General features: G+C 74.1%; 13 protein-coding genes. 2 read left to right on the top strand and 11 right to left on the bottom strand.

Going from position 1 to position 15,832, the window contains the following annotated elements; genetic code table 11:
• Nucleotide 1: 1 nt before the first annotated feature.
• The 6 genes from E7Z53_RS04650 to E7Z53_RS04625 all read right to left on the bottom strand — a co-directional run bounded on the left by E7Z53_RS04650 (nt 2) and on the right by E7Z53_RS04625 (nt 8,477).
• Complete coding sequence (locus E7Z53_RS04650; protein ID WP_176337297.1) at nt 2–1,054, bottom strand: LLM class flavin-dependent oxidoreductase; 1,053 nt, start codon at nt 1,052–1,054, stop codon at nt 2–4.
• Nucleotides 1,055–1,145: 91 nt separating this feature from the next.
• On the bottom strand, nt 1,146–1,847 hold the full coding sequence (locus E7Z53_RS04645) for a hypothetical protein (RefSeq protein WP_176337296.1): 702 nt from the start codon (nt 1,845–1,847) through the stop codon (nt 1,146–1,148).
• A 151-nt stretch (nt 1,848–1,998) separates the two neighbouring features.
• Nucleotides 1,999–3,843 carry a gamma-glutamyltransferase gene (gene ggt, locus E7Z53_RS04640; RefSeq protein WP_176337295.1) on the bottom strand — a complete coding sequence of 615 codons (1,845 nt, stop codon included), beginning with the start codon at nt 3,841–3,843 and terminating at the stop codon, nt 1,999–2,001.
• A gap of 45 nt (nt 3,844–3,888) precedes the next feature.
• Nucleotides 3,889–7,419 carry a proline dehydrogenase family protein gene (locus E7Z53_RS04635; RefSeq protein ID WP_176337294.1) on the bottom strand — a complete coding sequence of 1,177 codons (3,531 nt, stop codon included), beginning with the start codon at nt 7,417–7,419 and terminating at the stop codon, nt 3,889–3,891.
• 131 nt (nt 7,420–7,550) lie between these two features.
• Nucleotides 7,551–8,024 (bottom strand): DUF2867 domain-containing protein, encoded by a 474-nt coding sequence (locus E7Z53_RS04630; protein WP_176337293.1) that lies wholly within the window; start codon nt 8,022–8,024, stop codon nt 7,551–7,553.
• A gap of 54 nt (nt 8,025–8,078) precedes the next feature.
• Nucleotides 8,079–8,477, bottom strand: a complete 399-nt coding sequence (locus E7Z53_RS04625) for an NUDIX hydrolase (protein WP_035925442.1) — start codon at nt 8,475–8,477, stop codon at nt 8,079–8,081.
• 155 nt (nt 8,478–8,632) lie between these two features.
• Between E7Z53_RS04625 and E7Z53_RS04620 the strand changes: the two genes are divergently transcribed.
• Nucleotides 8,633–9,706 carry a threonine aldolase family protein gene (locus E7Z53_RS04620; RefSeq protein WP_176337292.1) on the top strand — a complete coding sequence of 358 codons (1,074 nt, stop codon included), beginning with the start codon at nt 8,633–8,635 and terminating at the stop codon, nt 9,704–9,706.
• Nucleotides 9,707–9,790: 84 nt separating this feature from the next.
• On the opposite strand, the gene E7Z53_RS04615 is transcribed toward E7Z53_RS04620, so the two are convergent.
• Nucleotides 9,791–10,423 carry a TetR/AcrR family transcriptional regulator gene (locus E7Z53_RS04615; protein WP_035925439.1) on the bottom strand — a complete coding sequence of 211 codons (633 nt, stop codon included), beginning with the start codon at nt 10,421–10,423 and terminating at the stop codon, nt 9,791–9,793.
• Nucleotides 10,424–10,662: 239 nt separating this feature from the next.
• Here E7Z53_RS04615 and E7Z53_RS04610 point away from each other — a divergent pair, with 239 nt between their 5' ends.
• Nucleotides 10,663–11,376 (top strand): DUF899 domain-containing protein, encoded by a 714-nt coding sequence (locus E7Z53_RS04610; protein WP_035925436.1) that lies wholly within the window; start codon nt 10,663–10,665, stop codon nt 11,374–11,376.
• 8 nt (nt 11,377–11,384) lie between these two features.
• Here the strand turns inward: E7Z53_RS04610 and E7Z53_RS04605 are convergent, their stop codons facing one another.
• From E7Z53_RS04605 to E7Z53_RS04590, 4 genes are all read right to left on the bottom strand, one after another.
• Nucleotides 11,385–12,161 (bottom strand): 3-oxoacyl-ACP reductase, encoded by a 777-nt coding sequence (locus tag E7Z53_RS04605; protein WP_035925435.1) that lies wholly within the window; start codon nt 12,159–12,161, stop codon nt 11,385–11,387.
• 82 nt (nt 12,162–12,243) lie between these two features.
• Nucleotides 12,244–13,608 (bottom strand): aldehyde dehydrogenase family protein, encoded by a 1,365-nt coding sequence (locus E7Z53_RS04600; protein ID WP_176337291.1) that lies wholly within the window; start codon nt 13,606–13,608, stop codon nt 12,244–12,246.
• On the bottom strand, nt 13,605–14,435 hold the full coding sequence (locus E7Z53_RS04595) for a gamma-glutamyl-gamma-aminobutyrate hydrolase family protein (RefSeq protein WP_109221825.1): 831 nt from the start codon (nt 14,433–14,435) through the stop codon (nt 13,605–13,607). Before E7Z53_RS04595 ends, E7Z53_RS04600 begins: the two co-directional genes overlap by 4 nt.
• Nucleotides 14,416–15,798, bottom strand: a complete 1,383-nt coding sequence (locus E7Z53_RS04590; RefSeq protein ID WP_035925425.1) for a glutamine synthetase family protein — start codon at nt 15,796–15,798, stop codon at nt 14,416–14,418. Before E7Z53_RS04590 ends, E7Z53_RS04595 begins: the two co-directional genes overlap by 20 nt.
• Nucleotides 15,799–15,832: the final 34 nt, after the last annotated feature.

Raw genomic sequence — 15,832 nt, 5'->3', positions numbered from 1 at the left:
GCTACGCGGCGGTGCCCGCGGGCAGGTCGGCGGTCATGTCCTCGACGTAGCGGCGCACCTCGGTGCCGAAGAGCTCGATGCTGCGCCGCATCCGGGCGTGGTCCAGGGTGCCCACCGCGTACTTGAGGTCGAAGCGCGAGGCGCTGAGCGCCGCCGAGGACCGGACGATCTTGCGGGCGACCGTCTCCGGGGAGCCCACGAAGTAGGCGCCCTCCGGCCCGCACATCGCGTCGAACTCCGCGCGGGTCAGCGGGCCCCAGCCGCGCTCCCTGCCGATCCGGGCGTGCGTGTACGCCTGGTGCGGGAAGAACTCCTCGCGGGCCTGCTCGTCGGTCTCCGCGACGTAGCCCGGGGAGTGGAAGGCCACCGGCTGCGGCTCCTTCTCGAAGTGCTCGAGGGCCTGGCGGTAGTAGTCGGCGAAGGGCGCGAAGGCCGAGGGGCTGCCGCCGATGATCGCGAAGATGACGGGCATCCCGTAGTGGGCGGCGCGGACCACCGAGTTGGGCGAGCCGCCCACGGCGATCCACGTGCGCAGCGCGCCGGCCTCGGTCTTGGGGTAGACCTCCAGGCCCTGGATGGGCGCGCGCAGCCGGCCCTGCCAGTCGATCCGGCCCTCGGTGCGGAGCCGGTCGAACAGCTGCAGCTTCTCCTCGAACAGCGCCTCGTACTCGTCCAGCGGGTAGCCGAACAGCGGGAAGGACTCGGTGAAGGAGCCGCGGCCCAGGATGACGTCGGCGCGGCCGGAGGAGAGGGCGTCCACGGTGGCGAAGCGCTGGTAGACCCGCACCGGGTCGTCGGAGCTGAGCACGGTCACCGCGGAGCCCAGGCGGATCCGCTCCGTGACCGTGGCGATGCCGGCGAGCACCGTCTCGGGCGAGGAGACCGCGAAGTCCTCCCGGTGGTGCTCGCCGATGCCGAAGAAGTCCAGTCCCACCTGGTCGGCCAGCACCGCCTCGGCCACGACGTTGCGGATCACCTGTGCCCCGCCGAGCATCCGCCCGTCCGGCCCGGGGTAGAGGTCGCCGAAGGTGTTCAGGCCGAGCTGGATGGTCATGCGGGGCTCCTCGTCGCAAATTTTGTGGATACATCCATAAAAGTCGTCGGCGGGCCGGCTTATTCCGGTGCCGCTGCGGCCGGGGTCCGGCTCAGCGGGTGAGCCACTCCCAGGCGGTGTGCTTCTCGGGGCCGGGGACGCCGCTGACGATCCACGCGATGTCGTCCGTGGAGAGCGGGAACGGGGGCTCCCCCTCCTGGTCGGCGGGCTCGAGCTCGTCCACGTGCTCGAGGCTCCACAGCTCGGCGAACACCTGGGTGGGGCCGCGCCGGTCCACCAGCCGCTCGCGGACCTCCTCGGCGAGCTCGTCCAGGTGGTCCTGCAGGAACCCGGCGAGCTCCGCCGCGAACCCCTCCGCCCCCTCCTCCGCGGGGTCGATCTCCCACGTCTGCCGCACGACCGCTAGGACCTCGTCGTCGCCCAGGGGGGCGCCGTCCCGGCGGGGGTCGGGCGCCCCGGCCGGGACCGGTTCACCGGCGGCGACGGACAGGAAGCGCTCCTGGAGGACGAACAGCGCGGCGACGGTCATCAGGTCGTGCACCCGCCGGCCGACGGCGTCGTCGTCGTCCGGCCCGGCGGCCGCGCCGTCGACACCCCCGCCGGCGAGGCCCTCCCAGGCGTGGCGCACCCAGGCGCGGACGCGGTCGGGCTCGCCCGAGCGGATCGAGGACGGGCGGATCGAGGACGGGCGCCACCCGTCCGTGGCCGCCCGCCACCGGTCGTCCAGGGCGGGGTCCCCCGGCACGACGGGCTCGGAGGGGCCGGGGCGGTCGGCGGGCGGGTGGCTGAACACGGTGCGGCTCCTGGGTCGGACGGACGTGGCGCGGGACGCGCGGTCCGGACCCAGCCTAGGACGTGTCCCGACAAGCCCCGGGCCCCGTCCGGAGCGGACGGGGCCCGGGGCCTCGGTGACAGGTCAGCGGCCGGTCAGCAACAGCGCGGCGTCACGGCTCGGGGTGCACCACCATGGCGGAGCCGCCGTAGCCGCGCTCGGTCTCGGCCGCCGCCTCGAAGCGGCCGTCGCCGAGGATCCGGATGGCGGAGGCGTTGCCGATCCAGCGCACGTCCTCGAGCTCGTGCCCGAGGGCGATCAGTTCGTCGCCCGTGGGCGAGTCGAGGAGGCCCAGGTCGGCGCCCTCGGCCCCGTTGCGGGAGCTCAGCCGGGGCGCGGCCACGGCGTCGACGAGGTCGAGGTCCCGGTCGATGTGCCCGGTGAGGATCTGCGCCACCGTGGTGATGATCGTGGCGCCGCCGGGGGTGCCCACCGACATCCACGGCTCCCCGTCCCGGAGCACGATCGTGGGGCTCATCGACGAGCGGGGCCGCTTGCCCGGGCCGGGCAGGTTCGGGTCCGGCACGCCCTCGGTGACGGGCGCGAAGTTGAAGTCGGTCAGCTCGTTGTTGAGCAGGAACCCGTGGTCCGGGACCGTGATCCCGGAGCCGCCGGTCTGCTCGATGGTGAGGGTGTAGGAGACCACGTCGCCCCACCGGTCGGCCACGTTGAGGTGGGTGGTCGAGACGCCGCCGACCGGCTCGGGCTGACGGGCCCCGGGAGTCCCGCAGGCGGCGTAGTCCCCGTCCGGCTCGCCGAAGGGGATCGGCCGCTCCTGGGCCTCAGCGGGGTCGAAGAGGCAGGCGCGCTCGTCGGCGAACTCCTGGCTGGTGAGCTCCTCGACGGGCACGCCCTGCACGTCCCCGATCCACCGGTTGCGGTCGGCGAAGGCGGTCCCCGTGGCCTCCGAGAAGCGGTGCAGGTACTGGGTCCCGGAGACTTCGCCGAGGCCCGTCCCGGTGCGCTCGTCGTAGGCCTCCAGGAGGTTCAGGGTCTCGGCCACCGTGATGCCGCCGGAGCTGGGCAGCCCCATGCCGTAGACCTCCAGGCCGCGGTACTCGGTGGAGACCGGGTCCTTGAGCAGGGCCTCGTAGGATCCCAGGTCCTCGAGGGTCATCTCCCCGGGGAGCACCTCCACGCCCTCGGCGGTGGCGGGCTCCCGGCTCGCGTCGACGACCGCCGCCCCGATCGACCCGTCGTAGAAGGCGCCGGTGCCCTCGTGCCGGATGGTGCGGTAGGTGCGGGCGAGGTCGGGGTTGCGGAACACGGTGCCGACCGCGGGCGCCTCGCCGTCGCGCAGGAACAGCTCCGCGGTCTCGGGGAACCTCCCGAAGCGCTCGGCGTTCTGGGCGGTCTGCTCCTGGAAGTTCTCGTCCACCACGAAGCCGCGGGCGGCGATCCGCTCCGCGGGCCGCAGCAACCGGTGCAGGTCCATCGTGCCGAACTCCTCGGCCGCGGTCTCCCACGTGGCCAGGGTGCCGGGCACGCCCACGGACTTCCCGGAGCTGACCACGGTGGCGAAGTCGAGGGGCTCGCCGCCCTCGTCCAGGAACTCGTCCTCCGTGAACGTGGCCGGGGCCGTCTCGCGCCCGTCGACCGTGCGGACCTCGCCGGTCTCCGCGCTGTAGTGCACGAAGAACCCGCCGCCGCCGATGCCCGCGGAGTACGGCTCGGTGACGCCCAGGGCCGCGGCCGCGGCCACGGCGGCGTCGGCGGCGTTGCCGCCCCGCTCGAGCACGTCGATGCCGACCTGGCTCGCGAGCGGGTCCACGGAGGAGACCGCGCCGCCGCCGCCGGTCATGACGGGGACCTTGGGCAGCTCGGCGGTGACCGGCGAGCCCCGGCCCCCGTGCTGCCGGTCGTCGTGCGCAACGGCCGCGGAGCCGCCGAGAACGGTGCCGGAGACGCCGAGCGCTCCGGCCAGACCCAGTGCGAGGTACCTCAGGGATGCGCGCATGGGCTCAGCCTCGCACCGGCGCCTCGTTCCCACCAGGGGCGACGCCTACATTTCGACCGGTGGCGCCGGGGTGCCCAGGCTCGGCGAGGACGCGATCACCCGGCGCACCACCGTCTCGGCGTCCGTCGAGGGGTTCCCGAAGCGGTGCATCGTCACGGACACGGCCTGCTCCGCGAGCAGCGGGAGCATCTCCACACGGGAGGCGCCGACCACCGGCCCGGTGAGCAGCGCGACCTCGGGCCGCTCGGCGAGCGCCTCGGCCAGGCCCGGCGCGGTGCCCACCACCCGGATCCGTCCCGCCCCGCTCGGATCGGACCAGTCGGCGGCGACGCGGGCGAAGGCCTCGTCACCGCAGGGGTCCAGCACCGAGCGGAAGAGCTCCTGCACCTGCGCGGGGACCTCCCCCGCGGGGACGAGGACCACGCGGGCGCCGGAGCGCACGGCGGCCAGCCCCACCCGGATCACGTCCGTGAGCGGGGCGTCCTCGGCCGCGCGCACGACGACGTCGCGCGGGCGGTAGCGGAACAGGTTGGCCTCGGACTGCAGGCCGGTGGGGTCGTGGGCGCGGCCGAACTCCCGGTCCCACCACGCCTGGTCCTGCTCGGCGCAGGCGGTCAGCCAGGCGGCGTCCGGCTCGGGCACGAGGGGGCGGAGCTCCGCGAGGTGGCGGGCGACGGACACGGAGAGCTCGGTGCCGGCTTGCTCGGCCGGGACCTCCCCGAAAGGGGCCTTCTGCCACGAGCCGAGCTGGACCAGGTAGTTCGGTCCGCCGGCCTTGGCGCCCAGGCCCACCGAGGACCGCTTCCAGCCGCCGAAGGGCTGCCGCTGGACGATCGCCCCGGTGATGCCGCGGTTGACGTAGAGGTTGCCCGCCGCGACGAGCTCCACCCACGTGCTGACCTCGTCGGGGTCCAGGGAGTGCAGCCCGGCGGTCAGCCCGTACTCGACCGCGTTCTGCAGCTCGATCGCCTCCTGCAGGTCCGCGGCCTCCATCAGCCCCAGGACGGGGCCGAAGCACTCGGTGCGGTGGAAGAAGGAGCCGGGGGCCACCCCCGTCCTGATCCCGGGCCGCCACAGCCGTCCGGTGTCGTCGAGCTGCCGCGGCTCGAGCAGCCACTGCTCCCCCGGGTCGAGGCGGGTCAGGGCGCGGTGCAGCTTCTCACCGGGCTCGGCGATCACCGGGCCCACCGAGGCCTGCAGGTTCTGCGGCCAGTCCACGACCATCGAGGACGCGGCGTCCAGCAGCTGCCGGCGGAACCGCTCGGACCGCGCCACGCTGCCCACGAGGATCCCGAGGGAGGCCGCCGAGCACTTCTGCCCGGCGTGGCCGAACGCGCTGGTCACGAGGTCCCACACGGCCCGGTCCCGGTCCGCGCTGGGCGTGATGACCAGGGCGTTCTTGCCCGAGGTCTCCGCGGTCATCGGCCGCCCCGCCCGCCAGGACTGGAAGAGCCGGGCCGTCTCGTAGGCGCCGGTGAGGACGATGCGGTCCACCCCGGGGTGGGAGACGAGGGCCTGCCCCACCTCCCCCTCCACGGAGTCGACGAGCTGGAGCACGTCCCGCGGCACGCCGGCCTCCCACAGCGCCTCGACCACGGCGGCCGAGCAGCGCCGTGCCTCCGGGGCGGGCTTGTGCAGCACGGCGGCGCCGGCGGCCAGGGCCGCGACCGTGGAGCCGGTGGGGATCGCCAGCGGGAAGTTCCACGGCGGGGTGACCAGCACGAGCCGGTCCGGGACGAACCGGGCGCCGTCCACGGTCTCGAGCTCGAGGGCGCGGCGGGCGTACCAGCGGCAGAAGTCGATCGCCTCCGAGACCTCCGGGTCCGACTGGCCCAGGGTCTTGCCCGCCTCCGCGCCGGCCACCGCCAGCAGGTGCCCGCGGCGGGCGGCCAGGACGTCGGCCGCCCGGTTGAGGATCTCCGCCCGCTCGCGGGCGCCGCGGCCGTGCCATCCCTCGGCGGCGTCCCGTCCCGTGCGCACGAGCCGCTCGACGTCCTGCGCGCCGACGGGGTCGGGCACGGCCAGGGCCTCGTACCAGGACCGGTCCGGAATCCGGGCCGCGATCCCGTCCGCCCACGCCTGGTTCGCGGGGACCGAGACGTCGGTGTCCGGCTCGTTGCGGAAGGGCTCCTCCAGCGGCAGGTGCGCGGACCCGGCGTCGGGCGCGGTGCGGTCCTGGGCGCGGGCGGGGGCCGGGGCGGTGTCCTGCCGCGGGTCCAGCGCCTCGAGGGCGGCCCGGAAGCGCTGCTCCTCCCGTGCGAAGACCTCGTTGTCCGGGGCCAGCTCGAAGATCCCGGACATGAAGTTCTCGTGCGAGGCGTTCTCCTCGAGCCGGCGCACGAGGTAGGACACGGCCACGTCGAACTCGGCCGGGCGCACGGCGGGCACGTAGAGCAGCAGCTGCCCGACGTCGGCGCTCACGGCCCTCGCCTGCTCGACCGCCATGCCCTGGAGCATCTCGAACTCGATCCGCTCCGTCACGCCGCGGCGCTCGGCGAGCAGGTGGGCGAAGGCGATGTCGAAGAGGTTGTGCCCGGCCACCCCCAGCCGCAGCCCCGTCATCCGGCCGGGCACGAACAGCCAGTCGAGGACCCGCTTGTAGTTGGTGTCGGTCTCCTGCTTGCTGCTCCACGTGGCCAGGGGCCAGCCGTGGAGCTCGGCGTCCACGCGCTCCATGGGGAGGTTCGCGCCCTTCACGAGCCGCACCTTGATCCCCGCGCCCCCGGCCTCGACCCGCGCGGCGGACCACACCGAGAGCCGCCGCACCACCGCGAGCGCGTCCGGCAGGTAGGCCTGGACCACGATCCCCGCCTCGAGACCCCGCAGCTCCGGGTGCTCCAGGAGACGGGTGAACACCTCGGTGGTCAGGTGCAGGTCGGAGTAGACCTCCATGTCGAGGTTGATGAACTTGCTCCCGGCCGGGGCCTGGGCGGCGGCCCGGTAGACGGGCAGCAGCCGCTCGACGACCTTCGCCACGGTCCCCTCGAAGCCCCAGTGGGACAGCTGCGGGACCACGGAGGAGACCTTGACGGACACGTAGTCGACGTCGTCCCGGTCCAGCAGCGCCGCGGCGTCGGCGAGGTGCTTGTCCGCCTCCTCCACGCCGAGGACCTCCTCGCCCAGCAGGTTGATGTTGAGCCGGTGGCCCTGGGCCGTCAGCTTCTTCACGGCCTGCCCGAACGGCCGGGGGCGGGCATCGACGATCATGTGGCCCACGAGCTGGCGGAGCCGGGTGCGGGCGGCGGGGACGACCACCTGCGGCGCCGAGGCCGAGAGCGCGGCCCCGAGCCGGATCTGGGCGCGGTCCGCCGCGGACATGGTGCGGGGCACGATCTCGGCGAGCGCGTGCAGGGCCCGCCCGGCGGCCCGCACGTCCTCGGTGCGCACCACCCGGTCCACGAAGCCGACGGTGAACTCGAGCCCGTGCGGGTCCTGGAGGACGGTGGCGAGCCGGTCGGCGGCGCCGTCGCGGTGCCGGCGGCCCTCGGCGGCGCGCACGAGCCACTCGCGGACCAGGGCGACGGCCTCGTCGGCCAGGGCGCGGGAGTCGGGGACGGACGGGGCGTCGGCGGTCATGGCGGCACTCTCCTGGAGGCTCCGCCCGGCAGCGGTGCCGAGGCACTCCCCCGGCCGCCGGCCGCGTCCACCGGGCGTCACGGTGGCCGGTGAGTCCACGCTACGGCCGGAGCGGCCGGGGCGGAAGAGCCCTATCCGCCCGCCTGCCGCAGGATGTCCGTGGCGAGCCGGCCCAGGACGGCCTTGTGCGGGGCGAGCATGGCGTACCAGTAGGCCCGGCCGGCCGAACCCGCGGGGCGGAACACCGTGGTCTGGCGGTAGACGAGAGTGCCGTCGGGTCCCGGTTCCAGGCAGATGTCCAGCCAGGCGTCCCCCGGCATCCGCACGACGGACCGCAGCCGCAGCCGCCGCGGCGGCTCGAGGGCCTCGACCGTCCACCAGTCCAGGCGCTCCCCGGCCGCCAGGCGGTCCGGGTGCTCGCGGTGGCGCAGCCGCCCGGGCGAGAGGTTCAGCCGGTTGGCCGTGGCGCGGGCGGCCCAGAGGCGGTCGGTGCTGTACCAGCCGCGCTCGCCGCCGATGCCTTCGACGACCGCCCAGACCGCGTCCCGGTCCGCCGTGGTGGTGCGCTCCACGGTGTCGACGTAGAAACCCCGCGTCTGTGCCATGCCCCTATCCAAGCACGCGCTCCGGGCCCGGACGAGAGGCCGGGCCCGCGGGTCTCAGGCCGGGCGGATCCCGAACCGTGCGAGGTGCTCCAGCAGGCCGTCGGTGGTCTCGAGCCCCGGCAGCTCCTCCGGGGCCACCCAGCGCACGGCGTCGGCGTCGTCGCCGGGGCGCAGCACACCGCCGAGGTAGGTCGCGGCGACGTCGTGCACCTCGTACACGAGATCCGGTCCCCCGGGGACGTGCACCACCCCCAGCTCGCGCTCCGCGCGGACCCGGGCGCCGGTCTCCTCGAAGGCCTCCCGGACGGCGGCCTCGGCCACGGTCTCGCCCGGCTCCAGCTTCCCGCCCGGCACGCTCCAGCGCCCGCGCTGGGGCTCCCGGCCCCGGCGGACCAGCAGCAGCCGGCCGTCCTCCCCGACGACCACCGCCGCGGCGGCCCGGACGATGCGCATGCCCCGAGCCTACCGACGGCCCGGGCCGGGCGGCCCCGGGCGGGGCCCGGACCGGACTGCCCCGGGCCCGGTGCGGGTCCGGACTGCCCCGGCGGGGGCGCGAGTAGAGTGCGAGTGCCGCCCGGCACACCGCCGATCCACCGGAAGGGCCACCCGTGACCGACTCCGTCCTGTCCCGCCTGCACGACCCCGCCCGGAAGGGCTTCGCCAGCGACAACCACGCGGGCGTCCACCCCGAGGTGCTCCAGGCCCTGGCGACCGCCAACGGCGGGCACGTGGGGGCCTACGGCGCGGACCCCTACACCGAGGCGCTGCAGGACGTGGTCCGCCGGCACTTCGGCGAGCAGGCGGAGTGCTATCCCCTGTTCAACGGCACGGGGGCGAACGTCGTGGCGCTCGCGGCGATGACCGACCGCTGGGACGCCGCGATCTGCACCGCCACGGCCCACGCGCACGTGGACGAGTGCGGCGCCCCCGAGAAGGTCGCGGGCGTGAAGATGCTGGCGGTGCCCACCCCGGACGGGAAGCTCACCCCGGAGCTGATCGACCGGGAGGCGCACGGCTTCGGCTTCGAGCACCACGCCCAGCCCCGCGTCGTCACCGTCACCCAGTCCACCGAGCTCGGCACGGTCTACACGCCCGAGGAGCTGCAGGCGGTCTGCGAGCACGCGCACGGCCTGGGCCTGACGGTCCACCTGGACGGCGCCCGCCTCGCCAACGCCGCCGCGGCCCTGGACGTCCCGCTGCGGGCGCTGACCACCGACGCGGGCGTGGACGTGGTCTCGTGGGGCGGGACCAAGAACGGTCTGATGGGCGCGGAGGCCGTCGTGGTGCTCACCCCGGACGCCGTGCGCCAGCCCCGGTTCGTGCGCAAGCTCTCGACCCAGCTGGCCTCGAAGATGCGCTTCGTGTCCGCGCAGCTGCTGGCGCTGCACACGGGGGACCTGTGGCTCGAGGCGGCCCGCCGCGCCAATGCGATGGCCGGGCGGCTGGCGGCCGGGATCGCGGAGGTCCCCGGCGCCCGGGTGACGCAGACCCCCCAGGCCAACGCGGTCTTCGCGGTGCTCCCGGCCGGGACCACCGCCCGGCTGCAGGAGTGCTGGCCGTTCTACGTGTGGGACCCGGCCGTCGGCGAGGTCCGCCTGATGTGCTCGTGGGACACCACCGAGGAGGACGTGGACGGGTTCGTGGCGGCGCTGCGGGAGGACCTGGTCGCCGCCGCCCGCTGACCGGGCGCCGCTCGCGCGACCGCGGGGTGCCGCCGCCCGGGCTCCTGGGAAACGGCGCAGGTCCCGCGGCACGGGCCCGGCCCGTCAGGCGATCCCGGTGATGATGTCGTCCACGACCCGCTCCGCCCACCGGTCGACCCGCTCGGGACTCTGCCCGCGCAGGGGGCCGTGGACCACGAGCTCCGCGAAGCCGTGCACGGTGCTCCAGCAGGCCCACTCCGCGCCGTCCCGCCGCTCGCGCGAGAGCGCGCCTGCCTCGACCATGCCGTCGAGCTCCTCCACCAGCAGCGCGAACGGCGGCGGCAGGCGGTCGTGGGGGTCGTGGGGGTCGTGGAGCACGTCGCCCGGCCCGCCGCCCGGTCCGAAGAAGGCCGTCGCGAACCACCCCGGCTCGGCCACGGCGAAGGCGATGTAGCCGAGCCCCACCCCGCGGAGCCGGAGCCGCGCCCGGTCCTGCGGATCGAGGTCCCCCGCCACGGGCATCCGCGCCCGCATCCGCTCGGCCATCCGGTCCTGGATCTCGTGCGCGACCGCCGCCAGGAGGGCCTGCCGGTCGGCGAAGTGCCGGTACGCGGCGTTCGGCGAGACGCCCGCCTGACGGGTGACGTCACGCAGCCCCAGGGCCGCCGCACCGCGGGCCCGCGTCGCGGCGAGGCCGGCGTCGACCAGGGCTCTGCGGAGATCACCGTGGTGGTAGGAATCCCGTGTGCGCGGCACCCTTGACCTCTCTTTCCATCGATGTGTACGGTGTACACACTCTACTGGTCCACGGTGCCGCGGGACGACGGCGCACCCTCTGGGCACGGACGGAGGAGTCCCGGCATGCGGACCCTGGTCATCACCGAGAACGTCACTCTCGACGGCGCGATCGAGATGCTCGACGCGCGGTCGTTCGGGTCCGGGGTCGACTGCGCCGCCCACCAGCCGGCCTGAGGCCGGACCGAGGAGGATCTGCCATGACCAGCACAGGACGGCCCCGTGTCGTCGACCAGGAGACCTGGCAGCGGGAGCTCGACGCGCTGCGCGTCCGGGAGAAGGCCGCCACCCGGGAGCTGGACGCGATCGCGGCGCAGCGCCGCCGACTGCCCATGGTGGAGCTGCCGGACTACACGCTGGAGGGCGAGGACGGGCCGGTCCGTCTCGTCGACGTCTTCGCCGGGAGGCGGCAGCTCATCACCTACCACCACATGTGGTTCCCCGGCGAGACCTGGCAGTGCGGAGGGTGCACGAGCTTCACCTCGCAGTTCACCCGCCTGGACTTCCTCGACCGCTACGACGCCCGGTTCGTGGTCGTCACCCAGGGCCCGATCGACGAGGCGCTCGCCTACCGCCGTCGCGTCGGCAACCGCATGACCTGGTACTCCACCGCCGGCAGCCCGTTCGGCGCCGACGTCGGGGCTCCTCCGGGCGGAGAGTTCGCCCTGAACGTGTTCTTCCGGGACGGGGACACCGTCCACCGCACCTGGCACAGCAGCGGCCGCGGTGTCGAGCAGGTCAGCCACACCTTCCCGCTCATCGACCTGCTGCCCTGGGGGCGCCAGGAGGAGTGGCAGGACTCCCCCGAGGGCTGGCCGCAGTCGCCCACCTTCAGCGGGTGGCTCGGCTCCGAGGAGGTCGCCGCCCTCTACGGCGAGGAACCCGTGAACCGCCCTGCCGCCCCCGCCGACTGACCACTGGGTCACACCGGGGTGACGTAGGCCCCGGCGATCCCCCCGTCCACCAGGAACGTGGCGGCGTTGACGAACGAGGCGTCGTCGCTGGCCAGGAAGGCGACCGCCGCGGCGATCTCCTCCGGCTCCGCGAACCGCCCGGCCGGCACGTGCACGAGCCGGCGCTGGGCCTGCTCGGGGTCCGCGGCGAACAGCTCCTGCAGCAGCGGCGTGTTGACCGGGCCCGGGCACAGCGCGTTGACCCGGATCCCCTCCCGGGCGAACTGCACGCCCAGCTCCCGGCTCATCGAGAGCACGCCGCCCTTCGAGGCGCTGTAGGAGATCTGCGAGGTGGCCGCGCCCATGACGGCCACGAAGGACGCGGTGTTGATGATCGAGCCCCTCCCCTGCTCGCGCATGTACGGGATGGCGTGCTTGCAGCAGTGGAAGACGCTGGTGAGGTTGACCTCCTGCACCCTGCGCCACGCGTCGATCCCGGTGTCCAGGATGGAGCCGTCGTCGGTCGGGTTGATCCCGGCGTTGTTGAAGGCGACGTCCACCGACCCGTAGGCCTCGTAGGTCGCCGCGTAGAGCGCGATCACGTCGGCCTCGTCCGCCACGTCGGTGCGCACGAACAGCCCCCCGACCTCCTCGGCGGCCGCCTCCCCGGCCGCGGGGTTCAGGTCCGCGACGACGACGTGCGCGCCCTCGGCGGCGAGGCGGCGGGCCGCGGCGAGACCGATGCCGCTGGCCCCTCCCGTGATGACGGCGCTGCGGCCGACCAGACGGCGGGCGTTGACCTCCATGGGTCCTCCTTCGGTGGTGGGGGTTCGGTGGTAGGGGTTCGGTGGTGGGGGTTCCCCCGGGACGGGTGGTGGAACGGCGGCGTCAGTCGGTGGCCAGGAACACGTTCTTGGTCTCGGTGAACGCCTGCGGGGCGTCCGGGCCGAGCTCCCGGCCGAAGCCGGACTGCTTGAAGCCGCCGAAGGGCGTCCAGTAGCGCACCGAGGCGTGCGAGTTGACGGAGAGGTTCCCGGCCTCGACGGCGCGGGACACCCGCAGCGCGCGGCCGACGTCCCGGGTCCAGATCGACCCGGAGAGCCCGTACTCGGTGTCGTTGGCGATCCGGACGGCGTCCGCCTCGTCCTCGAACGGCACCACGGCGAGCACGGGGCCGAAGATCTCCTCCCGGAACACCCGGGAGTCCGGGGACGGGGTGAGCACGGTCGGCGGGAACCACCAGCCGGGGCCCTCGGGGGCGGTCCCGCGGAAGGCGACCCGGGCGTCGTCGTCGTCGGCGAGGAAGCCGGCCACGGAGTCACGGTGCGCGGCGGAGACCAGCGGGCCCATCCGCGTGCCCTCGTCCCACGGGTCCCCGCAGGCGAAGTCCCGCACGGCTGGCTCCAGCAGCTCCAGGAACCTCTCCAGCACGGAACGCTGGACCAGCACGCGGGAGCGGGCGCAGCAGTCCTGGCCCGCGTTGTCGAGGGCGCCGGCGGGGGCGGACGCGGCGGCCTGCTCCAGGTCGGCGTCCGCGAAGACGATGTTGGAGTTCTTCCCGCCCAGCTCGAGGGTCAGGCGCTTGACCTGCTCCGCGCAGCCGGCCATGATCCGCCGACCCACCTCGGTGGAGCCGGTGAACACGACCTTGCGGACGGCGGGGTGGGTCACGAAGCGCTCCCCCACCACCGAGCCCCTGCCCGGCAGTACGGTGAGCACGCCCTCGGGCAGACCCGCCTCCAGCGCCAGCTCCCCGAGCCGGATCGCGGTCAGCGGGGTGAGCTCGGCCGGCTTGAGCACCACCGTGTTGCCGGCGGCGAGCGCCGGGGCGAAGCCCCACGCGGCGATCGGCATGGGGAAGTTCCAGGGCACGATCACGCCCACCACGCCCAGGGGCTCGTGGAAGGTGAGGTTGACCCCGCCCTGGACGGGGATCTGCCGCCCCGAGAGCCGCTCGGGCGCCCCGGAGTAGTAGGTCAGCACGTCCCGGACGTTGCCCGCCTCCCAGCGGGCGTTGCCGATGGTGTGCCCCGCGTTGCGGACCTCCAGGGCCGCGAGGTGCTCGAGGTCGGCGTCCACCGCGTCGGCGAAGCGGCGCAGCAGCCGGGCGCGGTCGGCGGGGGCGACGGTCCGCCAGGTCTCGAAGGCCCGCCGGGCCCGTTCGATCGCCGCGTCCGTCTGCTCCAGGGAGGTCAGCTCGACGGTGCCGACGACCTCCTCCGTGGCGGGGTCGATGATCTGCGTGGTGGTCATGGGATGCGGGTGTCCTCTCGCTGTGGAGCGTGCTCTGCCCGGCCGGTCCCCCCGGGGCTGTCGTGCCGGGCGCTGTACTGCCGGGCGCGGTCCTGCGCGTAGCCGTGGGCCACGCGGACGAACCCCTCGAAGAGCCGGGAGTCCTTCCGGTTCTCCTCGGGGTGGAACTGGACGCCGAGCGTCCAGCCGCCCTCGGTGGTCTCCACGGCCTCGACCGTCCCGTCCTCGGCGCGGGCGGTCACCACCAGGCCCTCGGCCACCGTCTCCAGGGCCTGGTGGTGGTAGCACGGGGACCACGCCGTCTCGCCCAGCAGCTCGCGGCAGCGGCTGCCCGGCTCGGTGGCGAACTCGACCTCGCCGTACCGGCCCGGTCCGGGCTGGTAGCGCGCGGCGTTCGCGTTGACGTCCGGCAGGTGCTGGATCAGCGTGCCGCCGAGCGCCACGTTGAGGATCTGGGCGCCGCGGCAGATCGCGAACAGGGGCACCCCGCGCTCCAGGGCCGCCCGGGTCAGGGCGAGGTCGTGCTCGTCGCGGGAGGGCTGGGACGAGGTCAGCTCGTGCCGGTCGGCGCCGTAGAACCGCGGGTCCACGTCCACGCCGCCGATGACGACCAGCCCGTCCACGAGCTCGAGCACCCCCGGGTCCGTGCCCACCGGGGGCAGCAGCAGGGGCGTGCCCCCGGCCGCCGCGACGGCCTCCACGTAGGCGCCCGGGACGATCGCCGCCACGGAGCTCCAGACCCCCCAGGAGCCCTCCTGGTAGTAGGTGGTCAGCCCGATCCGCGGCCGGTACCCGGGCCTGCCCGGCTCAGAGGCGCTCGAAGCCACGGCGCAGCTCCCAGTCGGTGACGGCGGCCTCGAAGGCCGCCAGCTCCACGTCGGCGTAGTGCACGTAGTGCTCGACGACGTCCTCGCCGAACAGCTCCCGCGCGAGCTCCGAGCCGGCCAGCAGGTCCCTGGCCTCGCGCATGGTCGAGGGCACCACGGGGGCGTCGGACTCGTAGGCGTTGCCCTCGGTCATCGGCTCCAGCTCGAGCTCCTGCTCCACGCCGTGCAGCCCGGAGGCGAGCATCGCGGCCAGCGCCAGGTACGGGTTCACGTCCCCGCCGGGGAGGCGGTTCTCCATCCGGGCGGACTGCCCGCTGCCCACGAGGCGCACGGCGCAGGACCGGTTGTCCACGCCCCAGGCCACCGAGGTGGGGGCGAAGCTGCCCTCGACGAAGCGCTTGTACGAGTTGATGGTGGGGGCGTAGAACAGCGTGAACTCGCGCATGGTCCGCAGCACCCCGGCGATGAAGTGCTCGTAGGTGCGGGACCGGGCGTTCCGCTCGCGGTCCCAGAAGACCAGTTCGCCGTCCGGTCCGCGCAGGGACATGTGGATGTGGCAGGAGCTGCCCTCGCGCTCGTTGGGCTTGGCCATGAAGGTGATGGACTTCCCCTGCTGGTGGGCGATCTGCTTCGAGGCCAGCTTGTAGACCACGTGGTTGTCCGCGGTGACCATGCCCTCGTCGTAGCGGAACGCGATCTCGTGCTGGCCCAGGTTGCACTCGCCCTTCGCGGACTCCACGGTCAGCCCGGCCGCGTACATGGCGTTGCGGATCTCCCGCAGCAGCGGCTCGACCCGCTGGGAGCCCAGCACGGAGTAGTCCACGTTGTACTGGTTGGCCGGGACCAGGTTCCGGTAGCCGGCGTCCCAGGCGTCCTCGTAGCTCGTGTTGTAGACGCAGAACTCCAGCTCGGTGCCGGTGACCATGGTGAAGCCCATGTCCCGGGCGCGGTCGAGCTGGCGGCGGAGCATGGACCGCGGGGACATCGGGATGGGCTGCCCGCCGTGGCCGGTGAGGTCGCACTGGATGAGGACCTGGCCGGGGTTGTGCGGCATCAGCCGGATCGTGTCGAGGTCCATGGCGAACTCCATGTCCCCGTACCCGGAGGACCAGCTGCTGATCGAGTACCCGCCCACGGTGTTCATCTCCGTGTCCACGGCCAGGAGGTAGTTGCAGCCCTCGGCGCCCTCGTCGAGCACCGAGTCGAGGAAGAACTGCGCGTGGTTGAGCTTGCCCTGGAGCCGGCCCTGCATGTCGGTGAAGGCCAGGACCACGGTGTCCACGAGCCCGTCGGCCACGTGCTGCCGCAGCTGCTCGACGGTGAGCATCCGGTCGTTGCGCGGGTGCTGAGGAGTCTGGGTCATGAGTCCGGTCCTTCGTCGCTGGAATCGCTGGGAT

The organism is Kocuria salina, assembly GCF_013368965.1.
Lineage (GTDB): Bacteria > Actinomycetota > Actinomycetes > Actinomycetales > Micrococcaceae > Kocuria > Kocuria rosea.
The sequence above is the reverse complement of the archived record's forward strand: the minus strand, read 5'-3'. Positions and strand labels throughout refer to the sequence as shown.